At 65.3% G+C, this 24,481-nt stretch carries 21 protein-coding genes and 1 tRNA gene; 12 read left to right on the top strand and 10 right to left on the bottom strand.

The window, feature by feature from the left end:
* The 4 genes from ACREB7_RS07530 to ACREB7_RS07515 all read left to right on the top strand — a co-directional run.
* The coding region (locus ACREB7_RS07530; RefSeq protein ID WP_431591674.1) for an AMP-binding protein at positions 1 to 1,071 on the top strand (1,071 nt) is incomplete at its 5' end.
* A 24-nt stretch (positions 1,072 to 1,095) separates the two neighbouring features.
* The gene (locus ACREB7_RS07525) at positions 1,096 to 1,869 is read left to right on the top strand and encodes a hypothetical protein (protein WP_431591673.1); all 774 of its coding nucleotides are present in this window, start codon (positions 1,096 to 1,098) and stop codon (positions 1,867 to 1,869) included.
* A 210-nt stretch (positions 1,870 to 2,079) separates the two neighbouring features.
* Complete coding sequence (locus tag ACREB7_RS07520; protein ID WP_431591672.1) at positions 2,080 to 2,685, top strand: hypothetical protein; 606 nt, start codon at positions 2,080 to 2,082, stop codon at positions 2,683 to 2,685.
* A gap of 130 nt (positions 2,686 to 2,815) precedes the next feature.
* Positions 2,816 to 4,438: an energy transducer TonB gene (locus ACREB7_RS07515; protein WP_431591671.1), complete on the top strand. Its 1,623-nt coding sequence runs from the start codon at positions 2,816 to 2,818 to the stop codon at positions 4,436 to 4,438.
* Here the strand turns inward: ACREB7_RS07515 and ACREB7_RS07510 are convergent.
* The 3 genes from ACREB7_RS07510 to ACREB7_RS07500 are packed head-to-tail and all read right to left on the bottom strand — an operon-like array spanning position 4,370 to position 6,733.
* Entirely contained in the window at positions 4,370 to 5,170 is an 801-nt protein-coding gene (locus ACREB7_RS07510; protein WP_431591670.1) for an SDR family NAD(P)-dependent oxidoreductase, read from the bottom strand. The genes ACREB7_RS07515 and ACREB7_RS07510 overlap by 69 nt on opposite strands.
* Before the next feature lie 13 nt (positions 5,171 to 5,183).
* A complete protein-coding gene (locus ACREB7_RS07505) occupies positions 5,184 to 5,804 on the bottom strand; it encodes a glutathione S-transferase family protein (RefSeq protein WP_431591669.1) in 621 nt (206 codons plus the stop codon).
* The gene (locus ACREB7_RS07500) at positions 5,801 to 6,733 is read right to left on the bottom strand and encodes a DMT family transporter (RefSeq protein WP_431591668.1); all 933 of its coding nucleotides are present in this window, start codon (positions 6,731 to 6,733) and stop codon (positions 5,801 to 5,803) included. Before ACREB7_RS07500 ends, ACREB7_RS07505 begins: the two co-directional genes overlap by 4 nt.
* A gap of 96 nt (positions 6,734 to 6,829) precedes the next feature.
* Between ACREB7_RS07500 and ACREB7_RS07495 the strand changes: the two genes are divergently transcribed.
* Positions 6,830 to 6,905 (top strand) — tRNA-Trp (locus ACREB7_RS07495).
* 151 nt (positions 6,906 to 7,056) lie between these two features.
* On the opposite strand, the gene ACREB7_RS07490 is transcribed toward ACREB7_RS07495, so the two are convergent.
* Positions 7,057 to 8,193 carry an MFS transporter gene (locus tag ACREB7_RS07490; protein WP_431591667.1) on the bottom strand — a complete coding sequence of 379 codons (1,137 nt, stop codon included), beginning with the start codon at positions 8,191 to 8,193 and terminating at the stop codon, positions 7,057 to 7,059.
* The gene (locus tag ACREB7_RS07485; protein ID WP_431591666.1) at positions 8,190 to 8,852 is read right to left on the bottom strand and encodes a TetR/AcrR family transcriptional regulator; all 663 of its coding nucleotides are present in this window, start codon (positions 8,850 to 8,852) and stop codon (positions 8,190 to 8,192) included. Before ACREB7_RS07485 ends, ACREB7_RS07490 begins: the two co-directional genes overlap by 4 nt.
* A 155-nt stretch (positions 8,853 to 9,007) precedes the next feature.
* Between ACREB7_RS07485 and ACREB7_RS07480 the strand changes: the two genes are divergently transcribed.
* Genes ACREB7_RS07480 through ACREB7_RS07465 form a run of 4 tightly spaced genes read left to right on the top strand, consistent with a single transcriptional unit; the run spans position 9,008 to position 14,139 of the window.
* Positions 9,008 to 11,218, top strand: coding sequence for a TonB-dependent receptor (locus ACREB7_RS07480; RefSeq protein ID WP_431591665.1), 2,211 nt, complete (start codon positions 9,008 to 9,010; stop codon positions 11,216 to 11,218).
* A gap of 52 nt (positions 11,219 to 11,270) precedes the next feature.
* On the top strand, positions 11,271 to 12,545 hold the full coding sequence (locus tag ACREB7_RS07475; RefSeq protein ID WP_431591664.1) for an aminotransferase class III-fold pyridoxal phosphate-dependent enzyme: 1,275 nt from the start codon (positions 11,271 to 11,273) through the stop codon (positions 12,543 to 12,545).
* A 2-nt stretch (positions 12,546 to 12,547) separates the two neighbouring features.
* Complete coding sequence (locus ACREB7_RS07470; RefSeq protein ID WP_431591663.1) at positions 12,548 to 13,489, top strand: carbohydrate kinase family protein; 942 nt, start codon at positions 12,548 to 12,550, stop codon at positions 13,487 to 13,489.
* On the top strand, positions 13,489 to 14,139 hold the full coding sequence (locus ACREB7_RS07465) for a class II aldolase/adducin family protein (protein WP_431591662.1): 651 nt from the start codon (positions 13,489 to 13,491) through the stop codon (positions 14,137 to 14,139). Before ACREB7_RS07470 ends, ACREB7_RS07465 begins: the two co-directional genes overlap by 1 nt.
* Positions 14,140 to 14,183: 44 nt before the next feature.
* On the opposite strand, the gene ACREB7_RS07460 is transcribed toward ACREB7_RS07465, so the two are convergent.
* The 4 genes from ACREB7_RS07460 to phhA all read right to left on the bottom strand — a co-directional run bounded on the left by ACREB7_RS07460 (position 14,184) and on the right by phhA (position 17,953).
* Positions 14,184 to 14,477 carry a 4a-hydroxytetrahydrobiopterin dehydratase gene (locus ACREB7_RS07460; RefSeq protein WP_431591661.1) on the bottom strand — a complete coding sequence of 98 codons (294 nt, stop codon included), beginning with the start codon at positions 14,475 to 14,477 and terminating at the stop codon, positions 14,184 to 14,186.
* A 106-nt stretch (positions 14,478 to 14,583) separates the two neighbouring features.
* The gene (gene fahA / locus ACREB7_RS07455) at positions 14,584 to 15,885 is read right to left on the bottom strand and encodes a fumarylacetoacetase (RefSeq protein WP_431591660.1); all 1,302 of its coding nucleotides are present in this window, start codon (positions 15,883 to 15,885) and stop codon (positions 14,584 to 14,586) included.
* Entirely contained in the window at positions 15,882 to 17,093 is a 1,212-nt protein-coding gene (locus ACREB7_RS07450; RefSeq protein WP_431591659.1) for an aromatic amino acid transaminase, read from the bottom strand. Before ACREB7_RS07450 ends, fahA begins: the two co-directional genes overlap by 4 nt.
* Entirely contained in the window at positions 17,090 to 17,953 is an 864-nt protein-coding gene (phhA, locus tag ACREB7_RS07445) for a phenylalanine 4-monooxygenase (RefSeq protein ID WP_431591658.1), read from the bottom strand. Before phhA ends, ACREB7_RS07450 begins: the two co-directional genes overlap by 4 nt.
* Before the next feature lie 95 nt (positions 17,954 to 18,048).
* On the opposite strand from phhA, the gene ACREB7_RS07440 reads away from it, so the two are divergent.
* Positions 18,049 to 18,519, top strand: a complete 471-nt coding sequence (locus ACREB7_RS07440; RefSeq protein ID WP_431591657.1) for an Lrp/AsnC family transcriptional regulator — start codon at positions 18,049 to 18,051, stop codon at positions 18,517 to 18,519.
* A 254-nt stretch (positions 18,520 to 18,773) separates the two neighbouring features.
* On the opposite strand, the gene ACREB7_RS07435 is transcribed toward ACREB7_RS07440, so the two are convergent.
* Positions 18,774 to 22,340: a hydantoinase B/oxoprolinase family protein gene (locus tag ACREB7_RS07435; protein ID WP_431591656.1), complete on the bottom strand. Its 3,567-nt coding sequence runs from the start codon at positions 22,338 to 22,340 to the stop codon at positions 18,774 to 18,776.
* A gap of 130 nt (positions 22,341 to 22,470) precedes the next feature.
* On the opposite strand from ACREB7_RS07435, the gene ACREB7_RS07430 reads away from it, so the two are divergent.
* Complete coding sequence (locus ACREB7_RS07430) at positions 22,471 to 22,983, top strand: winged helix DNA-binding protein (protein WP_431591655.1); 513 nt, start codon at positions 22,471 to 22,473, stop codon at positions 22,981 to 22,983.
* A 78-nt stretch (positions 22,984 to 23,061) separates the two neighbouring features.
* Positions 23,062 to 24,426, top strand: coding sequence for an MFS transporter (locus tag ACREB7_RS07425; RefSeq protein ID WP_431591654.1), 1,365 nt, complete (start codon positions 23,062 to 23,064; stop codon positions 24,424 to 24,426).
* Positions 24,427 to 24,481: the final 55 nt, after the last annotated feature.

The following is a 24,481-nucleotide window of genomic DNA, read 5'->3' as shown; positions in this document are numbered from 1 at the left end:
TACACCAGCGGCACCACCGGCAAGCCCAAGGGGGCGGTGCTGTCGAACCGCAACCTGTTCGGCCTGCGCCTCCCCAACCTCGAGGGCGGCGAACCCTGGACGAAATGGGATGCCGATGAGGGCGTGCTCGTGGCGATGCCCTGCGCGCATATCGGCGGCACCGGCCTCAATGTGATGGCGCTGGCGGCCGGGGTCGGCAGCCATGTGCTGGCCGAATTCGACACCGGGCGCGTTCTCGATCTCGTCCAGCAGGGGCGGATCACCCGCTTCTTCATGGTGCCGGCCGCGCTCCATCTGCTGCTCCAGAACCCGCGCTGCGCCGAAACCGATTTCAGCCGGCTCAAATATATCCTCTATGGCGCCGCGCCGATCCCGCTCGAACTGCTGCGGGCGTGCATCCAGATGTTCGGCGCCGATTTCATTCAGGCCTATGGGATGACCGAGACCACCGGCACCGTCATCATGCTGCCGCCCGAGGACCATGACCCGAACGGCAATCCGCGGATGCGGTCGGCGGGTCGTCCGATGAAGGGGGTCGAGGCGCGCATCGTCGATGGCGACGGCAACGACGTCCCGCTCGGCGAGGTGGGCGAGATCATCACCCGCTCGTCGAACAATATGCTCGGTTACTGGAACCTGCCCGAAGCGACGGCATCGACGCTCGACAAGGACGGCTGGATCCATACCGGCGACGCGGGCTATATGGACGCCGACGGCTATATCTTCATCCACGACCGGATGAAGGATATGATCATCTCGGGCGGCGAGAATGTCTATCCCGCCGAGGTCGAGAGCGCGATCTTCGGGCATCCGCAGGTGCTGGAGGTCGCGGTGATCGGTATTCCCGACGACAAATGGGGCGAGACGGTGAAGGCCGTCGTCGTTCCCAAGCCAGGTGAAAAGGTCGATCCCGCGAGCATCATCGCCTGGGCCCGCGACCGCATCGCGCCGTACAAGGTGCCCAAGTCGGTCGACGTGATCGAAGCGTTGCCGAGGAACGCCAGCGGCAAGATCCTGCGCAAGGACCTCCGCGCGCCCTATTGGGAGGGGCGCGAGCGGATGGTGAACTGAGCCGTTTGCGGCTAGGTCCTACCGATGAGGTCGGTCCGATTCCTGTTCGCCCTGCTGCTCGCCAGCCTGTCGTTTCCGTCGATCGCGGCCGAGGAGGCTGCGGCGCCGCAGCCGCAGGTGGTGATGATCGAGACCAATCCCTGGCTGATGGTTATGGGATCGGATTCGCCCGCCTTCGCGCTCTACGACAATGGCGACCTGATCTATGCGCGGGGCGACGCTTATCGCTTCGTCCATCTCGATGCGGAGGCGCGCGGCAAGCTGCTGGCCTCGATGAACCTCGCCGACGCTGCGGCGCACCAGGGCAATATCGAGACCACCGACGCGACCGACCAGCCTGAAAACCTGTTCTTCGTCTTCGATAGAGAAAGACCCTGGGCGCTTCGTGTCTATGGGGGGATGGCGCCATCCGGCACCGATCGGGGCGGCTCGCCGGTCGAGGCTGCGGTTCCCGCCGAGGTCCAGCGACTCTACGACACGATCGCGACCTTCGACCGCGCCGATGCGACCATATGGCTGCCCGCCAAGGTCGAGGTCATGATCTGGTCCTATGACTATGCGCCCGATCCGTCGATCCATTGGCCGGTGGGCTGGCCGGGGCTCGACGATACCGATACGCGCAAGCGGGCCGACGACAGCTTCAGCCTCTATGTGCCCTCGGCGATGCTGCCGCAGCTCCGCGACTTTCTGGCGACCCGCAAGGAACGCGGCGCGGTCGAGATCGGCGGCAAGAAATGGGCCGTCTCGCTGCGCTATCCCTTCCCGGGCGAAGAAAAATGGATGGGCGGTGGTGAGTGACATCGCGCGCCCTATTGGGAGGGGCGCGAACGGATGGTCAATTGAGGGCGTTGCGCCATTGGCCATTTCGGGCCATTGGGTCTGAAGCAAGGGGCTAACTTGCTGTATTGAAACGTCTACGGGGGATTGGTGATGTTGGGGTGGCTATTCCGTTTGCCTGCGATTGCCTATTTTGTGATTGCGGGTTTGCTGGTCGCAGGCGGTATTGCGATGTTCTTTTCGATGCGGGCGGACGATTCCGCGCGGGCGGCGGCACTCAGCCACGCGCCGCCGGCTGTGATCACGCTCGATGAGCTGAAACCGGCGACATACAAGGCCGATTATGACGAGATTGTGCTGAAGGCGCAGGCTTTTCCGCAAGGGATGATCGAATCGGTCAAGACCAAGGGATCGCGCGAAGTGGGGCGGACGCTCTATATGCCGCTCTTCCCGCTCGCGGCAAAAACGCCGGACGAGCCCGCCACCGCCGTGATCGTCGTCGAAGGCACGATTTCCGACGACGAAATCGGCAAGATGTTTGTCGCGCCCGGCACGATCGGACCGGTCGCGCAGGTCGACGGCATCTTTGAAGGAGAATCGAGCCTCGACCGATCGAAGGCCATCGAGGCCCTGCAGCGGACGGTCAAATTGTCGCCGGATTTCGCGATCATCAAGCCCTTCGTTCATGGTCGCAAGGCCGATCTTGCGCCGAAGGGCGACGGTCCTGCGGTGTTGATCGCCGCGCTGGTCGCGGCCGTCGTCAGCGCCTTGTTCGGTTTCTATCGCAAGCAGAGCGAGCCCGGTTATGGCGACCGCGCGGAGGGCTATCAGCCCTAGCGGACGATCGCCGGGCCGGTCGTGATCCCTTTGTGGAGATCACGGCCGCCTGCCTTGCGACCGCCGTGAAGCCGGCCTAGGTTAGGGCGTCGGCCTCGACCGTCGGGACAAGGGGCTGCGGGGAGGTTCGATGCCGTTTGGCCTGGCATTTGCGCTGATGGCGACACCGGTCGCGGCCTCCGCCGTTCCGGTCACCGTCATCACGGTCCACGACCTGACCCCCAAGGAAATCCGCGCGATGCAGCGGCGCGACCGGCAGCTGGTCCGGCTTTGCCGGAGCGTCGCGCGTCATCGTGGCAACCTCGCCAAGTTGCTCGTCGCCAAGGGCGCCGACAGCGATACGCTGTCCGAAGTCGCGTGGCAGCTTTGGGACGGTGAAGATGGCTGCCGCCGGGACCGGGCGCTGGCGATCGACGTGACGCGCCGGGTCATCGACGGCAAGGCGCTGACCTTCGTCGATGTCGATACGGTCGCGCAGCTCGCTATGTTCCTCCAGTCGCGCGGCGAGCCCGCCGATATGACCGAACTCGCCGAGCTTCGGCGGATGATGTGGGTGCGCGGCGACCATTATGGCGTCGGCGCTTCCCCGACCTGGTCGGCCGATGAAAAGCGCGATTTTGTCGCGCGCGACGATATTTGGGCCTTCATCGACAGTGCCGAACGGCGCGAGGGATGGAAGCATCGGGCGATGCTGCTCGAGGCATTGCTCGACCCGCTGTCGCCGCGCCACGACGCGGGGCGTGCCGTCGCCATGATCGAGGCTGACAACGACAGCCGCGACTGGACGCGCGCGGCGCGGCTGTTGCTTGACGGCAATGGATTGCCTGCGGACCCGGCGCGCGCCGAAGCGCTGCTGGTCCGCGCGGCGCCTCATAATGATGATGCGCGCCTGTTGCTGCTGCCGATCCTTGCGCCGCGGCTGGACAGTGCCGATCCGGCCGTTGGTCAGGCAGCGCTGACGCTGATGGAGACCTGGGCGTCCAGGACCGAACCGGGCGGCGCGGCGACCCGCGCGTTATTGTGGCCGCGCCTCGTCAAACAGCTGTCGGCGCCGACGGTCGACGAGCAACGCGCCGCAGCCTACGGGCTCACGCAATATGCGATTCTGGGGAGCGACGGCGACCGCCGCCCCCTGTTCCAATGGCTCGACACGGCGCTGCGGCGTGGCGACGAAGCCGGGAAGGCCGCCAGTTGGGCCAATCTGGGCCGCCTGTCGATGAACCGGGTTCCGGGCGCCGAGGCGGTGATGGCCGCGGCTTATGAGCGCGCCGGCGGCCTGCTCGATGGCGGGGCGCTCCAGCAGGGAAATTTCCTGCCCTTCATCACCGCCGACGATTATCCGGCACGCGCGATACGCGAGGAGAGTGAAGGGGTCGTCGAAGCCGAAGCCGTGATCGCACCCAATGGCCGCGTCCTGCATGTCGTGGTGACGCGCTCGGCGTCGCCGACGCTCGACGAGATCGTCCAGCGGGTCGTCGTTCGCCGCTTCCGCCTCAAGGACAAGCCCGAATTTGCCGGGCATTATGTGCGCGCCAAGCTGCCGCCGATCCAGTTTCGCTTACCCAATTGCACCCCTGGCACCGAACGGGCACCCGCGGTCGAGACGGCAATATTGGTCGATGGCGATTATTGCCGCCAGCCTATCCAGGACGTGCCGATCTCCGCCACGACTGTCGGGGCCGCCTCAGAAAAACTGCGTACCGCCGTCCTGGTTGATGATCGCGCCGGTCATATAGGCGGCGCGCTTCGATAGCAGGAAGGTGAAAAGGTCGGCGAGTTCGTGCGGGCGACCGACGCGGCCCAGCGCGACCTTCATCCCCCATTGTTCGGTCATCCAGCGGTCGAGCGCCGCCTCGGGATCGCCGCCATAGGCCGCCACCGCCTGCTGCGTTGCCGACGCCAGTGCTTCGGTCGCGACCGCGCCGGGGGCGACGCAGTTCACCCGCACGCCCTTGGGCCCATAAGCCATGGCGAGATTCTTCGACAGCGCCGCGATCCCCGATTTCATCGCGACATAGGGGTAAAGGTGCGCCGCCGCCGCGCGCGTCGAATAGGAGGCGGTGAGCACGACCGCGCCGCCGCCCGACGCCGCGATGATCGGCAGCGCGGCCTGGCACGCGCGGACGCTGGTCATCAGCACCGCCTGAAAGCTCGCCTCCCACTGCGCGTCGCCTTCGTCCTCGAAACCGCCATGGCTGAGCACGGGCCCGGCGGTGACCGCGAGCCCGTATAACCGCCCGAAGTGATCGGCGGCGGACGCGATCGCGGCTTCGACTTCCCCCGGCCGCGTGGCGTCGGCGCTTCGCACGATCACTTCGGCGCCGAGGTCGCGCAGCGCCCGAGCCTTCGCCTCGCCGCGTTCGACGTCGCGCGCGATCAGCGCCAGCTTCGCGCCTTCCTCGGCCAGTTGCCGCGCGGTTGCATAGCCCATGCCCTGCGTCCCGCCGACGATGGCAATCGGTTCTCCGGCCAGCCTCAAATCCATCGGCGCGTTCCCCCTATGCCGTCTTTTGCCGTTCGCGTGCCCGCACGAACGCGTCGCGCGCCATGCAGCGCGCCAGCCACGCCTTGGTTCTCTCGCCGAGCACATCGTCGGCGCCCAGCGTCGTCGCCAGATACGCGGCATAGCCGATGACGATGTCGGCGATCGTGAAGCGCCCCGCGACAAGCCATTCGCGCCCGTCGCCCAGTGCCGCCTCGATGCTCTTCGCGCGGCCGCCGAAAAAGGCCTTATAATCGTCGACCGCTTGGCGCAGCCGCCGTTCGGGCGCCTCGACGCGCGTGTAGCGCAGCATGATCGCGAGCGGGAAGGTCAGCGTCGCATCGCTGCGGTGGAGCCAGTTGCGATAATCCCAATAATCGGGTTCGTCGCGGCGCACCTCAAGCGGCGTCCCCTCGGCGATGCGCTCGCAGATCGCGGCGGACTCGGTCATCAACCGCCCGTCCTCGACCCAGCCGGGCACGGTCATCAGCGGGTTTACCGGGCGATAGTCGGGGGCAAAGGCGCGCGGCGGAAAGGGCAGGACGCGCAGGTCGATGTCGACGCCGGTCTCCAGGGCCGCCCACAGGCAGCGCAGCGAGCGTGCGTCGGCGCAATGATAGAGGATCGGAAGCGTCATGCGGCGATATCCTTCTGTCGCTCGATATGCAGGCGATGCTCGCGCCAGGCAATGAACAGCCCGCTCGCGACGATCAGCGGTGCGCCCATCCACGTCGTGTCGGCGGGCAGGGTCCCGAAGAACCACCAGCCGCAAGCGATCGACCACAGCAGGCTCGAATAATCCATCGGCGTCACCACCGACACCGGGGCGAGGCGCAGCGCGCCGGTCAGCGACAATTGCGCCACCGCACCAAGCAGTCCGAGCCCGACGAGCAGGCCCCATTCGCTCGTGCTGTGCGGTGTGAACACGAAGGGCAGGGCGATGCCGAGCGGCGCCATCGAGATCAGGCTGAACCAGAAGACGATCGTCATCGCGCTTTCGGTGCGGCCGAGGTCGCGGACCTGGATCGTGATCAGCGCGGTCATCACCGCGCCGCCCAGCGCGATCAGCGTGCCGAGCCCATGGTCGCCCTCGAAACCCTGCATCAGCAGGGTTGTCGGGTTGAGCACGATCAACACGCCGACAAATCCGACGATCACCGCCGCCCATCTTTGCCACCCGACGCGCTCGCCGAGCAGCGCGGCGGCAAGGAAGACGCAGATGATCGGCACCGACAGGTTGATCGTTGTCGCCTCCGCCATCGGCAGGAAGATCATGCCGCCGAAATTGAGCGCCATGCCGGTGAGCCCCATCATCGCGCGGCGCGCATGGATGCCGATACGCCGGGTCTTGAACAGACCAAGACCGCCGTGCATCAACGCCCATATCACTAGCAGCGGCAGCACCAGCGCCTGGCGCCAGAACAGGCTTTCGATCAGATGGATGCCCGCGGCGTCGATATATTTGACCAGCACGAACATCACCGACAGGCTGAGCATCGCGAGCAGCCGGAGCGCGATCCCGCCGAGATAATGTTGCGGCGGATCGGATGCGCGGACGGGGGTCATGCGCGGCGCATATCAGGGCGGAGATGCTTTGCAAGCTATGCATCGCCATAACGCTTGCCCCGCCCGCCTTGTCCCGCTAATGGCGCACTCCGGCCTAGGGGTATAGCTCAGTTGGTAGAGCATCGGTCTCCAAAACCGAGGGTCGTAGGTTCGAGTCCTACTGCCCCTGCCAGGCCGGCGTTCCGGAGTGTGTCGAGGCGCCAGAGCTTCCGCGCGTAAAAATCCCGGCATGGATCGGCGCGGGAAGGGCCGAGCGGTCCCGGGACTTTTCGGCCTGACCTTCCGCCTATAGCCGATCTCCGCCCGCTCACGGCCAAAGTCGATTATCCGCGACCCTGCTTGGTGAAACGGACGACGCAGGACAAGGTCACGAATATCGCCCCGCTGAAAACAAGCATCGCGTCGACCGAAAAGCTGCCCACGGCCAATCCTGCCAGCGAGGGAAGCAGCGCGGCGCCGCCCAGTTGGAAAGCGGTAAGGTAAAGGACCGCGCGGCGGCCCGGGTCGATTTCGATCAGCCAGCCGGCGAAGAAGGGCAGGGTGAAGAGCCAGACAAAACCGAAGGCAATGCTCACGGCGATGATCGCCGCCATGCTGTCGCGGCCGAGAAAAAAGAGGGCGACCAACACGGCGCCGACGAGGGCGCAAACGGAAATCGTGTGTCGGTTCGGCAAGCGTTCGCCAAAGCGCGCCGCCGCGAGGGCGCCCACGACCTGCGCGACTAGGCATAGCGAGACCGCGGTCCCCTCGAAGGTCGGAGGATATCCATAATGAATGAGCCAGAGGCCGAAATAGCTCCATACCGAGACGATGGCGCCGAGGAACAGGCCTGCGCCAAGGAGTGCGGTCAGGCTGGCGGGCGTCAAGGCGCCGCGCTCGCTGTCCGGCGCTGCGGGCCGAAGCTGGCGGGGAAGCGATAGCGCCGAAGCGGCAGCGATCGCGCCGGCGGCGGCGAGTGCGACCAGTGCCGTGTCGGTGCGGGAACTGGCCATGGCCAGGAAAGGAAGCGCCGCCGCGACGACGGCTTGCAGAAGCGTTTGCACGGCCAGGAAGATGGCGCTGGCCCGCTCGACCCGCGTCACGCGGGAAATGGCGACGAGGGCGGAGGCGACGAGCACCCCCTCGCTCAGGCCAGCGATGGCGCGCGCCGACGCGAGGATGGCCATGCCCGACTGGCCGGTCATCGCAAGGTTCATGGCGGCGAGGACGAGCCCCGCAAGACCGATCACGACCTGCCCGCCCGCCCGGCGGAGCAACCCGATCCCGGCCAGCGAGCCGAGAACCATCGCGAGCATTTCGATCGTTACCAGATTGCCGACCTGCGCTTCGGCTATGCGGCCCTCTTGGACCATCGCCCCGAGCAGGACCGGCTGAACGCCGAGGACGAGCAGCGCGCAGGAGCCGATCAGGATGGAGGTGGCGAGCGTCCGGCCGGTGACCGGCGACAGCGGGGCGGTCAAGGCGCGGTCTTTCGGTCGGTGCGGAGCGGCAGATATTCGGGAAGAAAGGTCCGCGAATAGGCGATGCGCGCGCGGCGGGCCTGCTCTTCCATCGCGTCGGTGATCAGCCCGTGGCGACGGATCGACAGCGACCAGATCGCATCGTTGATCACGATGACTTCGACGAGCCGGTCGTGGAGGTCGGGAATCTCCGGCATCACGAATCTTTGCGCCATCAATTCGATGCTGCGACCCGCCGTGACATAATTGCTGTCGAGGTCCTGCGTGCGAATGTCCGAAGACCAGGCCGGCCCTCCCAACAGGACCTGGCGTGCCGCGGGATGCGCGTTGAACCATTGCTGGCCCGCCCGATATTGCAGCGTCTGCAGATCCTGCCAGCTTGCGACCTCGTCGGGCACCGATGTCAGCACCCCCTCTTCGAAGCGCTTGAGGTAGCGTTCGGCCAGCGCGCTGAACACCAGCTGCGGCTCGGGGAAGAAGTGATAGATCGAGGGCGGCGAGATTTCGACTTCGGCCGCGATGGCATGGATGCTGATCGCCGAGGGGGGCAGGGTGTCGAGCAGGCGCTCGGCGCCGTCCAATATGGCCTCGAACCGGGCGCGGCTCCGTTTCTGGGCGGGGCGGCGGATTTCCGCCCGGGTCAGTTCGTTGATCGTCATGCACCCTCCTGATCCCGTCGATCATTCCCGCTGAGTGCGGGGAAAGCAACCATTTATCCGATTTATACATACGTTTTATCAAAAATTCTTGACTCTTACGTTCGTATTGCTCTCTAAATCGGATAAATATCCGAAAATGGAAAGAGGGGAAGTCGATGAAACGCGCTTTTGCACTGATTTCGGTTTCGCTGCTGGCGCTTGCTCCCGCCGTCGCGGCGGCGCAGGACGCGGGCGAGAGCGAGGGAATTGACGAAATCGTCGTCACCGCGCAGCGGCGCTCGCAGAATATCCAGGATGTCCCGATCAGCATCACCGCGATCAGCGGCGAGGCGCTGACCGAAGTCGGCATCCGCGATCCGCGCGATCTGTCGCTGCTGGTCCCAGGCCTCTCGTCGCAGGCGGGCACGTCGGCGACGACCACCTCGCTGTTCCTGCGCGGCGTGGGCATCGGCGACTTCAATTCGAACACCACCGGCGCGGTCGGCGTCTATGTCGACGACGTCTTCCTCGGCGCGAACGCCGGCAAGCTGTTCAACGTCTTCGACAGCGAGGGCATCGAAGTGCTGAAAGGGCCGCAGGGTACGCTCTATGGCCGCAATACCACGGCGGGCGCGATCCGCTTTTCGTCGCGCAAGCCGACCGACGCGCTCAGCGCCGATGCCGCCGTCTCCTATGGCCGTTTCAACGAGGTGCAGGTCGAGGGCGGGGTCGGCGGGCCGATCGCGGGCGATGTGCTGAAGGCGCGGGTCGCCGGCACCTATCTGCGCCGCGATGGCTGGCTGCTGAACCGCGTCACCGGCAACAAGCTCAACGATCTCGACATGTGGGCGGGGCGCGCGATCGTCGATTTCACGCCCAATTCCGACATCTTGATCCGCGCAATCGTCCATGGCGGCCAGAACCGCGGCGGCGCGCGCCAGTTCCAGCATCGCGGGCAGGGCATCGACTTTGCCGGCAACCCCAATTTCGCGAACGGCGTGCCGCTCGACGCCTTGGGCTATGCCGATACCGACGGCGATCTCAATGCGGGGGATTATGACATCGAGGGGCAGGAGCGGGTCAATGTCTTCGGCGGCTCGCTGACCGCGAGCCTCGATATGGGCGGGGTCATGCTGACGTCGATCAGCGCCTATGAGCAGGTGCGCCGCAGCACCGTCGAGGATACCGACGCCAGCCCGAACAATGTGCTGACCGCGACCTATATCGACCGGCCAAAGCAATATAGCCAGGAAGTGCGGCTGCAGTCGAAGGACGGCGGCGCGGTGAACTGGATCGTCGGCGGTTATTATTTCCACGACAAGCTCGTCACCGAGAGCGCATTCGACATCCTTCGCGTGTTCCGCGATCCGAACGATCTTCTCGGTACTTTCGACCCGGCCAATTCGATTGGCAATTTCGCCTATCCCTATACGCAGACGACCGAGAGCTGGGCGGCGTTTGCGCAGGCCGACGTCAAGCTGTCGGACAAGCTGACCCTGACCGGGGGGCTGCGTTATTCCACCGACAGCATCGATTTCGATTTCCACAGCTTTTTCGACGATGTGATCACGGTGCCGGTGCTCGACTTCACCGGGTCGAAGACGTTCAAGGACCTGTCGTGGCGCGCCGCGCTGTCGTTCCAGGCGACCGACGATCTGCTCTTCTACGCCTCGTCGTCGAAGGGGTATAACAGCGGCGGCTTTGCGGGCGGTTCGTCGAGCGATCCGGCCCAGTTGCAGCCGTTCCGGTCGGAAAAGCTCTACGCCTATGAGGCGGGTTTCAAAAGCGACCTGCTGGACCGCAAGTTACGTTTCAACGCCGCCGCTTTCTATTACGACTATCGCGACTTGCAGGTGTTCGTCGTCGATACGTCTGGCGTGATCCCGGTCCAGCGCAAGCTGAATGCGGGCAATGCCGAACTCTATGGAGTCGAGGTCGAATTGCAGGCGCAGCCGTCGCGCAATTTCAACGCCTTCGTCAATGCGAGCCTGCTCCACGCGCGGTACAAGGACTTCACCGCGCTCGCGGCCGAGGATTATTCGGGCAACAAGCTGGTCAACGCGCCCGAAGTCGCGATCTCGGCCGGCTTCTCGCTGACCCAGCCGCTGCCGGGCGACAGCGCGCTGCGCCTCCGCGTCGACGGCAGCCTTCAGTCGGAGGTGTTTCTGACCCCCGACAATGTGCAAGCCAACCGCGTCAAACCCTATGGCATCGCCAATGCCCGGCTGTCGTGGCTGTCGGCTGACGAGACGCTTGAGGTCGCGCTCTGGGCCAAGAATATCACCGGCACCCGCTATGTGACCTATGTGTCGCCGGTCGTGACGATGGACCAGCTTAATTACAACGACCCCGCGACCTATGGCATCCAGGCCGTCGTGAAATTCTGATGACGGGCAGGGCGCGCCATGAGCGCGCGCCCATCGAAGGAAAGACGATATTATGACCAGAACGCAGGATGCGGCGCTGCGCGCGCGCGCGCTCAAGGTGATCCCGAACGGCATGTACGGCCATGAATCGGTGCGCCTGCTCCCCGACAGTTTCCCGCAATTCTTCAGCAAGGCCGAGGGGGCCTATATCTGGGACGCCGACGGCAATCGCTATCTCGACTATATGTGCGCTTATGGGCCGAGCCTGCTTGGCTATCGCGACGAACGGGTCGAGGCGGCGGCAAGTGCGCAGGCGGCGCTCGGCGATACGCTGACCGGACCGTCGCCGCTCATGGTCGAACTCGCCGAAACCCTGGTGGAGATGGTCGACCACGCCGACTGGGCGATGTTCTGCAAGAACGGCACCGATGCCACCACCATGGCGATGAGCAGCGCGCGCGCGCAGACCGGCAAACGGGTCGTGCTGGTCGCGAAGGGCGCCTATCATGGCGCCGCGCCTTGGTGCACGCCGATCCCGGCAGGGACCGTCGCCGAGGATCGCGCGCACGTCCGCACCTATGCCTATAACGACGTCGCGAGCCTCGAAGCGGCGGTCGTCGAGGCGGGCGACGATCTTGCCGCGATCTTTGCATCGCCCTTCCGTCACGATGCCTTTATCGATCAGGAGGCGCCCGACCCTGCTTACGCCCGCCGCGCGCGCGCTTTGTGCGACGAAGCGGGGGCGATGCTGATTGTCGACGAGGTCCGCGCGGGTTTCCGTCTCGCGCGCGGCAGCAGTTGGAGCGAACTCGGCGTCCAGCCCGATCTCAGCGCGTGGGGCAAATGTTTCGCGAACGGCCATCCGATTTCGGCTTTGCTTGGTTCGGACCGCTGCCGCGAAGGCGCCGGTTCGATCTATGCCACCGGATCCTTCTGGTTGTCGGCGGTGCCGATGGCGGCGGCGATCGAGACATTGCGGATCATCCGCGAGAGCGATTATCTCGAACATATGGCTCGCCTTGGCGATCACCTGCGGTCGGGACTCGACGTCGCCGCGACAAAGCATGGCTTCACGTTGCGGCAGACCGGTCCGGTGCAGATGCCGCAGATCATGTTCGCCGATGATCCCGATTTCCGCGTCGGTTACGGCTGGGCAGAAGAAATGCTGGCGCGGGGTGTCTATATGCACCCCTGGCACAATATGTTCCTGTGCGCTGCCGTGACCGAAGCCGACATCGACATGACGCTCGCCGTAGCGGACGAGGCGTTTGCGGCGCTTGCGGCACGACGCGGCGCCCTCGAACCCCATCCGATCCTCGTCGCGCTTGCGGCGGCGACGGCCGGCTGACCATGCAACTCGATCTGCTCGCGATCGGCCTCACGACGATCGACATCACGGTCTATCCCGTCGCGTCCTTGCCCGATGGCGAGGCGGGGCAGATCGTCGAAAAGATCATCTTGTCGCCGGCGGGCACTGCGGGCGGGACCGCGTTCATTGCGCAAAAGCTGGGCCTTCGCACCGCCATCGCCTCGGCGGTCGGCGACGATCCGCAGGGGCAGTTGATCCGGTCGGTGTTCGATGCAGCCGGGGTCGACACTAGCCTGCTCGCCGTCGATGCCGCCTGGCCGACCTCGACCACGGTCCTGCCCATCCGCCCAAACGGCGATCGTCCGAACTGGCATATGATGGGGGCGAGCATCTTCGCGCCGGTTACCGATGCGGTCTTTGCCGCGCTTTCCCGCACCGCCGCCGTTCATTGGGGCGGCGTGGGGTTTCCGGGCGCTGCGGGGAAGGGGGCCGATCTGCTGCAAGCGGCACGCGAGCGGGGCATTTTTACATCGTGCGACCTGATCGCGCCGTCGGATGCGGCGCAGGCCGATCTCGACGCCCTGTTGCCGCACGTCGACCTGTTCATGCCCAGCCTTGCCGAGGTCCGCGCGCTTGCCGGAACCGACGATCCGATCGAAGGCGCGCGGCGTTTCCTGGCGCGGGGTGCGGGCGGGTGCCTCGTCAAGATGGGGAGCGAAGGGGCGCTGCTCGTTCTGGCTGACCGGCAAATTCACGTCCCTGCACACCTTATCGATCCGGTCGACACGGCCAGTTGCGGCGACAGCCTCTGCGCGGGATATATCGCGGCGCGCGCCCGTGGCCTCGATCCCGCCGAAGCCCTGCGTTTTGGCGTTGCGACCGCGGCGCAGGTCGCGCTCGGCGTCGGCACGCTGGGCAAGCTCGATGGCTATGATGGGACGCTGGCGTTCCTGCGCGAGACGCCGGTGCGGGAGGAGCTGTGATGACCGAAGACGAAGCCCGGCAACAGCTTGCCGATGCGATGCGCGCGCTCGACGCGCGCGGACTCAATCGCGGGACGTCGGGTAATCTGTCGGTCCGCTTCGCCTCTGGGATGTTCGTCACGCCGTCGGGCATCACTCCCGATCGCCTGACCCCCGACCTGATGGTCTTCGTCGACGCGGACGGCGGCGTGGCCCCCGGCGCGGCAAAGCCATCGAGCGAATGGCGAATGCATATGGGCATCTATCGACGCCGCGCCGATGCCAAGGCCGTGGTTCACTGCCACGCCCGCCACTCGACCATATTGGCCTGTGCCCATCGCGAAATCCCGCCGCTCCACTATATGGTCGCGGTCAGCGGTGGAGCCAGCGTCCCGGTCGCACCCTATGCGACGTTCGGCAGCGAAGAATTGGCGGACGGCGTCGTGCGAACGCTGGACGGCCGCCTCGCCTGCCTGATGGCCAATCATGGCCTGATCGCCCTTGGCCCGAACCTCGCGACTGCGATGGCGATCGCCGAGGAGGTCGAAGAACAGGCGGCGGTCTATTGCGGCACGCTGGCGATCGGTGGCCCAAAGCTGCTCGATGCCGCCGAGATGCAGCGGATCCTCGGCGCCTTCCGCCGTTACGGGCAGCGCGAAACGGACGATTGAATCCGGTATTTTCTTCTCAAAAGCCACCCGGGCGATCGTGCCGATCAGCTTCCGACAATGGCGTCGATCCGGGTGGCAAGCGCCTCGTCGCGCGAGGACACTCCCGCAGCGTCATGGGTGGTGAGCCAGATATCGATGCGGTTATAGACGTTGCACCATTCGGGGTGGTGGTCGGCACGCTCGGCGTCGATGGCGATCCGCATCATAATCTCCATCGCTTCCGAAAAATCTCCGCATTCGAGTCTGCGGTGGAGCGCCTTGCGTTCGGCATCGTAACGCCAATGGGGGAGCCGGTTGAGGAGTTCCGTCAATTCGGTCGGATTATAGGATTCGATCATTATCGCCTCAATGGTCGTGGGTTGTGAAGGGTCGCAGGATTGCTGGTCGCCCGCGTTCCATCGATCCGGGTTTCCCCGGCGCTGCGGGCCATGGACACGAGGTCGATCATGTTGCCGGCAGCACGACCGCGCGACACTCACCAAATCCGATCGAGACATATCCGGCGGCCGAGGCCTGCGCCTTGAGGATCAGTTCATCGCCGTCCTCGAGGAAGGTCCGCGTTTCGCCGTTCGGCAAGGTCAGGGGACGAGCCCCGCCTTCGCTGATTTCGAGCAGACTGCCGAAGCCCGATCGTTCGGGGGCCGAGATGGTGCCGGTGCCGAGCAGGTCGCCCGGCGACAGGTTGCAACCGTTCGAGGCGTGATGGGCGACCATCTGGTTGACCGTCCAGTACATGCTCGTCGCCGGACCGCTGCTCAACCGGAAAGGGGCGGCGCCCTGCGTCCGCATTCGCCGGGTATGCAGGAAAACCTCAAGGGTCAGGTCGAGCGCGCCATGTCGCTGGTCATTGTCGTCGCGCAGATAGGGCAGGGGGGCAGGATCCCCTTCCGGCCGCGACGGCTGCGACGTGCGGAACGGGGCCATCGCATCGGCGGTGACGATCCATGGCGATATGGTCGTGTGGAAATTCTTCGCGAGGAAGGGGCCGAGCGGCTGATATTCCCACGCCTGTACATCGCGCGCCGACCAGTCGTTCAGCAGGCAGAAACCGGCGACATGATGGCTCGCCTCGGCGATGGAGAGCGGTCGTCCAAGCGCATTGCCCGCGCCAATCCAGACCCCGAGTTCCAGTTCATAGTCGAGCCGCGCGGTCGGTTCGAAGACCGGCGCATCGGCATCGGGGCCCTTGCGCTGGCCATACGGCCGGCGAACGCCGACATCCGAAGGCCGAACCGAGGAGGCCCGGCCATGATAGCCGATGGGCACATACTTATAATTGGGAAGCAACGGGTTGTCGGGTCGAAACTGCCTGCCGACATTATTGGCATGGTGAATGCCGACATAGAAGTCGGTATAGTCGCCGATCCGCGCCGGGACGAGGAGTTCGCAGTCGCCGGCGCGAAACAATTTGTTCTCGACGATGTTGCGATAGTCCGGATCGGACAGAAGTTCGCTGATCCGCCGTCGCAGCGCCCGCTTGCGGCCGACCGGAAGCCCGAGCAGCGCGTTTGCGCCCGGCTGCTGGCAAGCCTGCACCACCAACGGATCGAACAGCCCGGCGTCGGCGCATGCCTTGAGGTCGAGGATCTTGTCGCCGATCGCGGTGCCGATACGCTCCGGTCGGTCCGCCGGCGCAAACAGGCCGAGCGGCAGATTCTGGATCGGAAAGTCGACATGCCCGTTCGCACTATCGACCCAGCTCGTGCGAGCCGGGTCGTGCGTCTCGTCGGTCGTCCACCAGCTCATGGTGCCACTTGCCCGAGGCTGGCGAGGAAATGGGGGATATTCTCCCGGGTCAGGCCGGCAATGTTGATGCGACCGTTCGGCGCCATGTAGATGCCGTGGCGAGCGCGCATTTCGGCGACCTCGCCGGGCGCCATCGGAAGCATGGCGAACATGCCGCGCTGACGCCCGATGAACGCCAGCGACGGCTGCCGTGCGGCGACCGTTTCGCGCAGCCCGTTGATACGAAGGCGCATCGCGGAGAGTTCGGCCTCCCAGTCCGCGCGCAGATCCCGGGAATCGAGGATGATCCGGACCAGCGCGGCCCCATGATCGGGCGGCATCGACCAGAGGCTGCGGGCGAGCGCGAACATGTTGCCGCGAACCAGCGGTGCGGTCCCCGCGCGGGGCGACTGGACCCAGAGCGCCCCGACGCGGTCGCGGTAGAGGCCGAAATTCTTGTCGCAGCTATAGGCAAGAAGCGCGGCGGGAAGCGCCGCGAACATCGCGCGGGTCGCCGCCGCATCCTCGTCCAGCCCGTCGCCGAGTCCCTGATAGGCGAGGTCGATGAGGGGGATGATGCCCTTTTCCTCGCAAAAGCCGGCGATCGTCGCCCACTGGCCGGGGGCGAGCGTCGCGCCGGTCGGATTGTGGCAGCAGCCGTGAAGAAGCAGGATGTCGCCGGGCATGGCAGCTTCCAGATCCTCCATCATGGCGGCAAAATCGATCGTCGCGGCGGCGACATCGTAAAAGCGGTGGCCCGCGACCTTCAGACCGGCGGAAAGGAAGATCGGTCCGTGATTGGGCCATGTTGGCTCGCCGATCCACACCGTGGCGTCGGGGGCTGCCCGTTGCAGCAGTTCGGCGCCGAGCCGGAGTGCGCCGGTGCCGCCGGGCGTCTGCACGCCGCAAAGGCGGGGCGAGCGGGCGATATCCGATCCCAATGCGACCTCGGCCAGAAGCTCGGCAAAGCGGCTGTCGCCGTCGGCGCCGAGATAGGATTTTGTCGATTGGTCCTGAAGGAGATGCGCTTCGGCCGATTTGACCGCGCGCATTACCGGGGTCGCGCCATCGTCGTTGCGAAACACGCCGACGCCCAGGTCGATTTTGTCGGGGCGATCGTCGGAACGATAGAGGCCGATCAGGCCGAGCAATGCATCGGCCGGCACGGCGTCGAGCTGGTCAAAGCCGTCCCAGGCACGCGCGGCGACGGGAGAATACGCGTCGATCATGGCAATTCCTTCGTGCGGTTATAGGCCTGCGTCCCCTGGTGGATGACGGTGTCGCTATCGAGCAGGTCGGCGGGCGCGAGATCGCTTTGGCTCTCAAGCTCTCGATAGAGGGGTGCGAAATCATTCTCGACGGTTTGGCGAAGCAGGTCCTCGAAGCTGTCGATGACAAAATAACTCTGCTGATAATCGTCGATCTTGTAGCGGGTCCGCATCAGCCGCCGGAGGTCGAAGCCGATCCGGTTGGGCGACGGGTCGTCGAGCGCGAAAACAGACTCGCCATAAGAGGACACGATCCCCGCGCCATAAAGCTTGAGATCGCCGCCTTGCCGGATCAGCCCGAATTCGACCGTGTACCAATAGAGGCGGGCGAGATTGTCGATCGCGCCCAACCCGTCGGCCCGCAGCCCGCCCTCGCCATAGGCCTGCATATAGTCGGCGAAGACGGGGTTCGCGAGCAGCGGGACATGGCCGAACACATCGTGGAATATGTCGGGTTCCTGCAGATAGTCGATCTGGTCGGGACGACGAATGAAGCGTCCCGCGACGAAACGGCGGTTGGCGAGATGCTCGAAGAAAAGGCGATCGGGAACGAGGCCGGGAACCGCGACGACCTGCCAGCCGGTCAGCTTGTAGAGCCGCTCGGACAGTTCTTCGAAATCCGGAATGCCCGGCTTGGTCATCCGCAGCACGTCGAGCCCGTCCATGAACTCGGGGACGACCCGACCGGGGAGCATCGCCGCCTGACGATCGAACAAATGATCCCACATCGCATGTTCGTCCGCAGTGTAGGATGTCCAATCCTGCGGGATCGTCCAGTCTTCGGCGGCGCCCGCAGGGCGCTCGAGAATTTTCTGTTCCATGAAAAGCATATCGCACGCCGCCGCCGAAAAGGGGTTTCAATTTCGCGCCGCCAGCGGCAGTATCTGATAAAAATAATTCGCAGATTGGCCATAAAATGAAAAATGATGCAAATCTTGACGGCATAGACCGGCGAATCATCTCGGAACTTCAGCGCGATGCGTCGATCAGCCATGCCGAACTCGCCGAACGGGTCGGCACGTCGACGGCCTCTTGCTGGCGCCGGCTCAAAGCCCTGGAGGCGGCGAATGTTCTGACGCGGGCGGTACGGCTGGTGAACCCCGGAGCCATCGGCCGCGACGTGAACGTGCTTTGCAATGTCCGCGTACGAAGCCACGCGCAGGAAGACACGGCCGCCTTCGAAGCCTTTGTGCTGCGCCGACCGGAAATCGTCGAATGTTTCTCGATGTCGGGCGAATGGGACTATCTGCTGCGGATCGTCGTGGCCGACGTCGCCGACTATAATGAGTTCCTGATGCGCACCTTGCTGCCGCAATCCTGCGTGAGCGGAGCGGCGTCGCATTTTGCCCTCAGTACCGTCAAATATACGACCGAACTGCCTGTCTGATGGCCGGCCATCCGTCCGGCGGGTTGCGGTAGATGCCGGCTGATGGGAAGCGTCGAAGCGACGATGGCATTCGCCTTCCGGCGTAGCGCCGCCAGCACGGGTGGCGCCAAGCCGGTTCCCAGGTCAAACAAGGCGCTTCCGGCGAGCAGCTGTCGCCGCTTCAGCGTAGAGCCGGTCAGGCTCCTCCCTTTCTCTATCACGCTGAAACCGCACACATCGCGTCGGATTCGATCGCCTGCGGCAAATTCGCCTTGTCAGGCTGGTCCGTATCCGCCGCCACCGGGTGTCTCGATCACGATCATGTCGCCTGCATCCAGCAGGACATGGTCGGTTCCGGCCAGCGCCGCTCTGCTGCCGTCGGCGCGCTCCACCCATTGCGAACCCGTGGCGCCCGGCTCGCCGCCGGCCAGCCCGAAGGGGGGCAGGCGGCGGCGCGATCCGACGAAGGTGAGCGTCATCGGCTCTAGCGCGCGGATGCGGCGGATCGCCCCGTCGCCGCCGCGCCACCGGCCGGCGCCGCCCGATCCGTCCCGCGTGCCGAAGCGCTCGAGCCGCACGGGGTAGCGAAGCTCCAATATTTCGGGGTCGGTGATACGCGTGTTGGTCATGTGGCTGTGGACGGGGCCGGTGCCATCGAAACCGGGGCCTGCCCCCGTGCCGCCACAGATCGTTTCATAATATTGATAATCGTCGGTGCCGAAGAGCAGGTTGTTCATCGTGCCCTGCGCGCTGGCGGTCGCGCCGAGCGCGCCGAGCAGGGCGTTGCAGATCGCCTGGCTGACTTCGGTATTGCCGGCGACGACCGCGCGGCCCGGTTCGGGCGAAAGGAAGCTGCCGCGCGGGACGATGATGTTGAGCGGCCGCAGGCAACCTTCGTTGAGCGGGATATTCTCCCCGATCAGGCAGCGGAAGACATAGAGCACCGCCGCGTTGGTGATGGCGGGCGGGGCGTTGAAATTGCCCTCGCGTTGCGCGCTGGTGCCGGTGAAATCGATCGTCGTCGACCGCGTGTCGTGATCGACCCGGATGCTGACCTGCAGCACCGCGCCATCGTCCATTTCATAGGTGAAGCGGCCGTCGGCGATCCGGTCGAGCACCCGGCGGACGCTTTCCTCGGCATTGGCCATGACATGGCCGGTGTAGCAGCGGATGACCGGCCAGCCATAGCGTGCGACCAGCCCTTCCAGTTCGCGCGCGCCCGCTTCATTGGCGGCGAGCTGCGCCTTGAGGTCGGCGATGTTCACATCCGGACTGCGCGCCGGATGATCCCCTGACAACAGCAGTGCGCGGAGCGCCTCCTCACGAAATTCGCCCGCGCTCACGATCAGGAAATCGTCGATGACGATGCCTTCCTGGGCGAGGCTGGTCGAATCGGCGGGCATCGACCCCGGCGTGATCCCGCCGATGTCGGCATGATGCGCGCGGTTGGCGACGAAGAAGCGGATCTCCTCGCCCGCCGCGTCGAACACCGGCGACACCAGCGTCACGTCGGGCAGGTGGGTGCCGCCGTTGAAGGGATTGTTGAGGACGACTGCGTCGCCGGGCCGCAGCGTGCCCTTGCGCGCCGCGATCACCGCGCGGACGCTTTCGCCCATCGCGCCGAGATGCACCGGCACATGCGGCGCGTTGGCGATCAACGCCCCCTGCGCGTCGAACACCGCGCAGGAAAAGTCCAGCCGTTCCTTGATATTGACGCTGGTCGACGTGTTCTCCAGCACTGCGCCCATCTGTTCCGCCGCGCTCATAAACAGGCTGTTGCACAGTTCGAGCAGGACGGGGTCGGGCGTGTCGCTGGCCGCAAAGCCATGTTCGACCCGCGACTGTGCGGTCAGCAGCAAGGCCCCGTTGGGGAGCATATGCGCGAGCCAGCCCGGCTCCACGACGGTCGTCGATATCTCCTCGCGGATCAGCGCGGGTCCGGTCAGTTCCTGTCCCGGACGTAGCGTGGCGCGGTCATAGACCGGCGCGTCCCATGTCCGCCCGCCGGTCCAGATCTCGACCCGGTCGATCGGCGCGCCTACGTCGCCTGCGGCCAGGGAAGGACGGTCGATGCTGTCGCCCGGCCGCACCGCTTCGACGACCAGCGTTTCGACGACGAGCCCGCGTTCGGGCGATGCGAAACCAAAACGTGCGCGGTGCGCGTCCTCAAAGGCGGCGCGCATGTCTGCGATCGCACCAAAGGGAACACCCAGCGCCGTATCGGTGCCATCGTAGCGCAGATGAACGGTCGCGCGATGCTCCAGATCCGACGCGCCGAACTGGGCGAGACCCCGAGCGGCCTCGACGGACAGCCTGTCCGCCGCCGCCTTCATCGCCGCCATATGCGCTTCGTCGAGTGGCAGTTCGACCGCCTGTTGCCGCGAGCTGGTCTGATCCGCCAGCCCCATGCCAAAGGCCGACAGCACCCCTGCGAAGGGGTCGATCAGCACCCGCGTCATGCCCAGCTCCTCGGCGACCCGGCAGGCGTGCTGCCCGCCCGCGCCGCCGAAGCATTGCAGCGTGAATTCGGCGGCATTCTGCCCGCGCGCCAGCGCCACGCGCTTGATCGCGGCGGCCATGTTGGCGACGGCAATGCGCAGGAAGCCCTCCGCCATGTCGCGTGGATCGGAACCGGGAAGCTGTTCGGCCAGCTCGGCGAAGCCCGCCGCGACGGCATCGGCGTCGAGCGGCTGGTCGCCATGCGGACCGAAGATCGACGGGAAATAAGCGGGCACGATCTTGCCGCACATGATGTTGGCGTCGGTGACGGTCAGCGGGCCGCCGCGCCGATAGCCGCGCGGTCCCGGATTGGCGCCCGCGCTGTCCGGTCCCGCCCGGAACCGGCTGCCGTCGAAATGCAGGATCGATCCGCCGCCGGCCGCGACCGTGTCGATCGCCATCATCGGCACGCGCATCTGCACACCCGCGACCTGCGTGTCATAGGTGCGCTCGAACTCGCCGGCGAACAGCGCGACGTCGGTCGAGGTGCCGCCCATGTCGAAGGCGATCACCTTTTCCTCGCCGACCGCTTGCGCCGTCCGGGCCGCGCCGACGACGCCGCCGGCGGGGCCCGACAGGATCGCATCCTTGCCCTCGAACTGCCCGGCATCGACCAGCCCGCCGCTCGATTGCATGAAAAACAGTGCGGTGTCGCCCAGCTCGGCGGTCACTCGGCCAACATAGTCGCGCAGCACCGGCGACAGATAGGCGTCGGCGACGGTCGTGCTGGCGCGCGCCACGATGCCGACCAGTGGACTGACCCGGTGGCTCGCGGACACCTGGGCAAAGCCCGCCGCGTGCGCCGCGTCCGCCACACGCTGCTCCATGGCGGGATATTTCCATGCGTGCATCAGGGCGATGGCGCACGCTTCGAAACCCTGCTCGCGATAGCGGCGCAGCATGTCCGTCAGAGCGGCCATGTCGAGGTCGTCGATCGGCTGGCCGTCGACGCCGATCCGGCCGCCGATTTCCTCGACGGCCTCGTACAGCGGCTTGGGCAACCTGACATCGAGTGCGAACAGGTCGGGCCGGGATTGATGGCAGATCTTGAGCAGGTCGCGCAATCCGTTGTTGACCAGCAACAGCGTGCGGGCGCCCTTGCGCTCGAGCAGGGCGTTGGTCGCGACCGTCGTGCCCATTTTGACCTCGGTCACCGTGCTCGCCGGAATGGCGCTGTTCAGCGGCAGGCTCAACAGCCGGCGAATCCCCGCCGTCGCGGCGTCGCGATATTGCTCGGGATTCTCGCTGAGCATCTTGGTCGTATGCAATCGTCCGTCGGGCGCCTTTGCCACGACATCGGTAAAGGTGCCGCCACGATCGATCCAGAATCGCCATTCGCCCACATCGATCTCCCTTCGCGAGCGCATGCAATCAAAACAATGATAAATTGTCAATATAATGTCGGTAAAATCGTCGTTGACTCGCTTCGCCCACGGCGTTCTGGTGCCACATCCGCGTGTGGAGATTGCAAAAATGACGCCTGACTCTTCGATGCCGATCGTTTCGTCGTCCCATCTGGCGGCCGGAAAATCGCCGGCATTGTCGGAGGTGGAATTCAGCCTGACCCTGGCGGCGAATGCCTATCACCGCTGGATGGTGCGATGCGCGACCGCCGCCGGGGCGCAGTTGACGCCGCTCGAAGTGCTGATCCTCCACTCCGTCTATCATCGCGGCCGGCCAAAGCGCTTCATGGACCTGATGCTGGTGCTTCACATCGAAGACGCGCATCTCGCCAGCTACGCCGTGCGCAAGCTGGTGAAGGCCGGGCTGGTGAAGACGCAGCGGCAGGGCAAGGAGAAGCTGGTCGAGGCGACCGAGGAGGGCATCGCCTTTTGCAATCGCTATCGCGATGCCCGCGAACAACTGCTGGTCGAGAGCGTCAAGGCGGGGGGAGCGACGGAAGAAGCGCTGTCGCTCACCGCGAAGCAACTGCGCAATCTTTCGGGCGACTATAACCAGGCAGCGCGGGCCGCAGCGACTTTGTGATAATTCATCGATAAATTATCTTTGACAGGGCTGCGCTTTCTTGATGATTTGAAAGGCAGGGTCATCGGGGGGCAATTCGTGACGGACAGTCGGTTGGAACGGAACGGATCGGATCTGGCATCGCTGCATGACGGCGGCGAGGCGGGAGGAGTTGCCGACGAGAATGTCAATCATCCGGGCCGCGCGCGCGCCTTCGTCGCCAGCCTGTCGGGCACGGCGCTCGAATATTATGATTTCGCGATTTACAGCTCGGCTGCCGCGCTGATCTTCGGCCAGCTTTTCTTCGACGCCAGCGACCCGATGACCGGCACCCTGCAGGCGTTCGGCACCTATGCCGTCGGTTATCTGGCGCGGCCGGTCGGTGGCATATTCTTCGGGCGGCTCGGCGACATCGTCGGGCGCAAGGTCGTGTTGGTCTACACGCTGTTGCTGGTCGGCATATCGACCTTCCTGATCGGGCTTCTCCCGACCTATGCGCAGATCGGCAGCACCGCTCCGGCGTTGTTGATCTTGCTGCGCTTCGCACAGGGTGTCGGCGTCGGCGGAGAATGGGGCGGCGCGGTGCTGCTCTCCAGCGAATTCGGGCGCGCCGATCAGCGCGGTTTCTGGGCGTCGGCCGCGCAGGTCGGGCCGCCGCTTGGGACCTTGCTGGCGAACGGCGTGCTTGCCGTCCTCACCCTGACGCTCGACGACGAGCAGTTTCTGCAATGGGGCTGGCGCGTGGCGTTTCTGATGTCGCTGCTGCTGATCGGCTTCGGCTTGTGGATCCGCAGCGCGCTGGAAGAAACCCCGGTGTTCAGCAGTATCGAGGCCAGGGGCGAGCAGCCAAAGGCGCCGATCTCCGAAGTCTTTGCAAAACAGCGGCGCCCCCTGGCCGCCGCGATCCTCGCACGACTGGGTCCCGACGTCCTGTATGCGATGTTCGCGGTTTTCGTCCTCACCTTCGCGACGCAGCGGCTTGGGTTGACGCGGGCGCAAACCATATCCTCCGTCCTCATCGGATCGGCGATGCAAGTGCCGCTGATCCCGTTGGCGGGTCATCTTTCGGACCGGTTCGGACGCCGTTTCATCTATGCCATCGGGGCTATCGGCGGCGGTCTGTGGAGCCTGGGCTTCTTCGCGCTTGTCGACAGCCAGGCCAGCCTGATCTGCGGGGTGATCGGTGCGCTGATTTTCCACGCGCTGATGTATGGACCCCAGGCCGCCTTCATCGCCGAACAGTTCGAACCGCGCCTGCGTTATACCGGATCCTCGCTCGCCTACACGCTGGCCGGCGTGCTGGGAGGGGCCATCGCGCCGCTTGTGTTCAGCTGGATCTTGTCCGGTGGCGATGCAGATTGGCTGATCGGCGCCTATATCGCCTCGGCCTGCCTATTGACGCTGCTGGGAATCTCCATGGGGAAGGGCGCGCCTTCGCTTCGTGGGAATAGTCGCGGCGGATAGCGGCGCTGACGGGTTTCAACGCATTGGTGCGCTCGAACGATCGGTTCGCGGTTTC

This window comes from Sphingopyxis sp., assembly GCF_050725615.1.
Lineage (GTDB): Bacteria > Pseudomonadota > Alphaproteobacteria > Sphingomonadales > Sphingomonadaceae > Sphingopyxis.
This window is presented reverse-complemented; position numbering and strand designations above follow the sequence as displayed.

Coding starts and splice junctions, on each gene's coding strand:
- ACREB7_RS07525 (WP_431591673.1), top strand. CDS start 1,096: ATGAGGTCGGTCCGATTCCTGTTCGCCCTGCTGCTCGCCAGCCTGTCG.
- ACREB7_RS07520 (WP_431591672.1), top strand. CDS start 2,080: ATGTTCTTTTCGATGCGGGCGGACGATTCCGCGCGGGCGGCGGCACTC.
- ACREB7_RS07515 (WP_431591671.1), top strand. CDS start 2,816: ATGCCGTTTGGCCTGGCATTTGCGCTGATGGCGACACCGGTCGCGGCC.
- ACREB7_RS07510 (WP_431591670.1), bottom strand. CDS start 5,170: ATGGATTTGAGGCTGGCCGGAGAACCGATTGCCATCGTCGGCGGGACG.
- ACREB7_RS07505 (WP_431591669.1), bottom strand. CDS start 5,804: ATGACGCTTCCGATCCTCTATCATTGCGCCGACGCACGCTCGCTGCGC.
- ACREB7_RS07500 (WP_431591668.1), bottom strand. CDS start 6,733: ATGACCCCCGTCCGCGCATCCGATCCGCCGCAACATTATCTCGGCGGG.
- ACREB7_RS07485 (WP_431591666.1), bottom strand. CDS start 8,852: ATGACGATCAACGAACTGACCCGGGCGGAAATCCGCCGCCCCGCCCAG.
- ACREB7_RS07480 (WP_431591665.1), top strand. CDS start 9,008: ATGAAACGCGCTTTTGCACTGATTTCGGTTTCGCTGCTGGCGCTTGCT.
- ACREB7_RS07475 (WP_431591664.1), top strand. CDS start 11,271: ATGACCAGAACGCAGGATGCGGCGCTGCGCGCGCGCGCGCTCAAGGTG.
- ACREB7_RS07470 (WP_431591663.1), top strand. CDS start 12,548: ATGCAACTCGATCTGCTCGCGATCGGCCTCACGACGATCGACATCACG.
- ACREB7_RS07465 (WP_431591662.1), top strand. CDS start 13,489: ATGACCGAAGACGAAGCCCGGCAACAGCTTGCCGATGCGATGCGCGCG.
- ACREB7_RS07460 (WP_431591661.1), bottom strand. CDS start 14,477: ATGATCGAATCCTATAATCCGACCGAATTGACGGAACTCCTCAACCGG.
- fahA (WP_431591660.1), bottom strand. CDS start 15,885: ATGAGCTGGTGGACGACCGACGAGACGCACGACCCGGCTCGCACGAGC.
- ACREB7_RS07450 (WP_431591659.1), bottom strand. CDS start 17,093: ATGATCGACGCGTATTCTCCCGTCGCCGCGCGTGCCTGGGACGGCTTT.
- phhA (WP_431591658.1), bottom strand. CDS start 17,953: ATGGAACAGAAAATTCTCGAGCGCCCTGCGGGCGCCGCCGAAGACTGG.
- ACREB7_RS07440 (WP_431591657.1), top strand. CDS start 18,049: ATGAAAAATGATGCAAATCTTGACGGCATAGACCGGCGAATCATCTCG.
- ACREB7_RS07430 (WP_431591655.1), top strand. CDS start 22,471: ATGACGCCTGACTCTTCGATGCCGATCGTTTCGTCGTCCCATCTGGCG.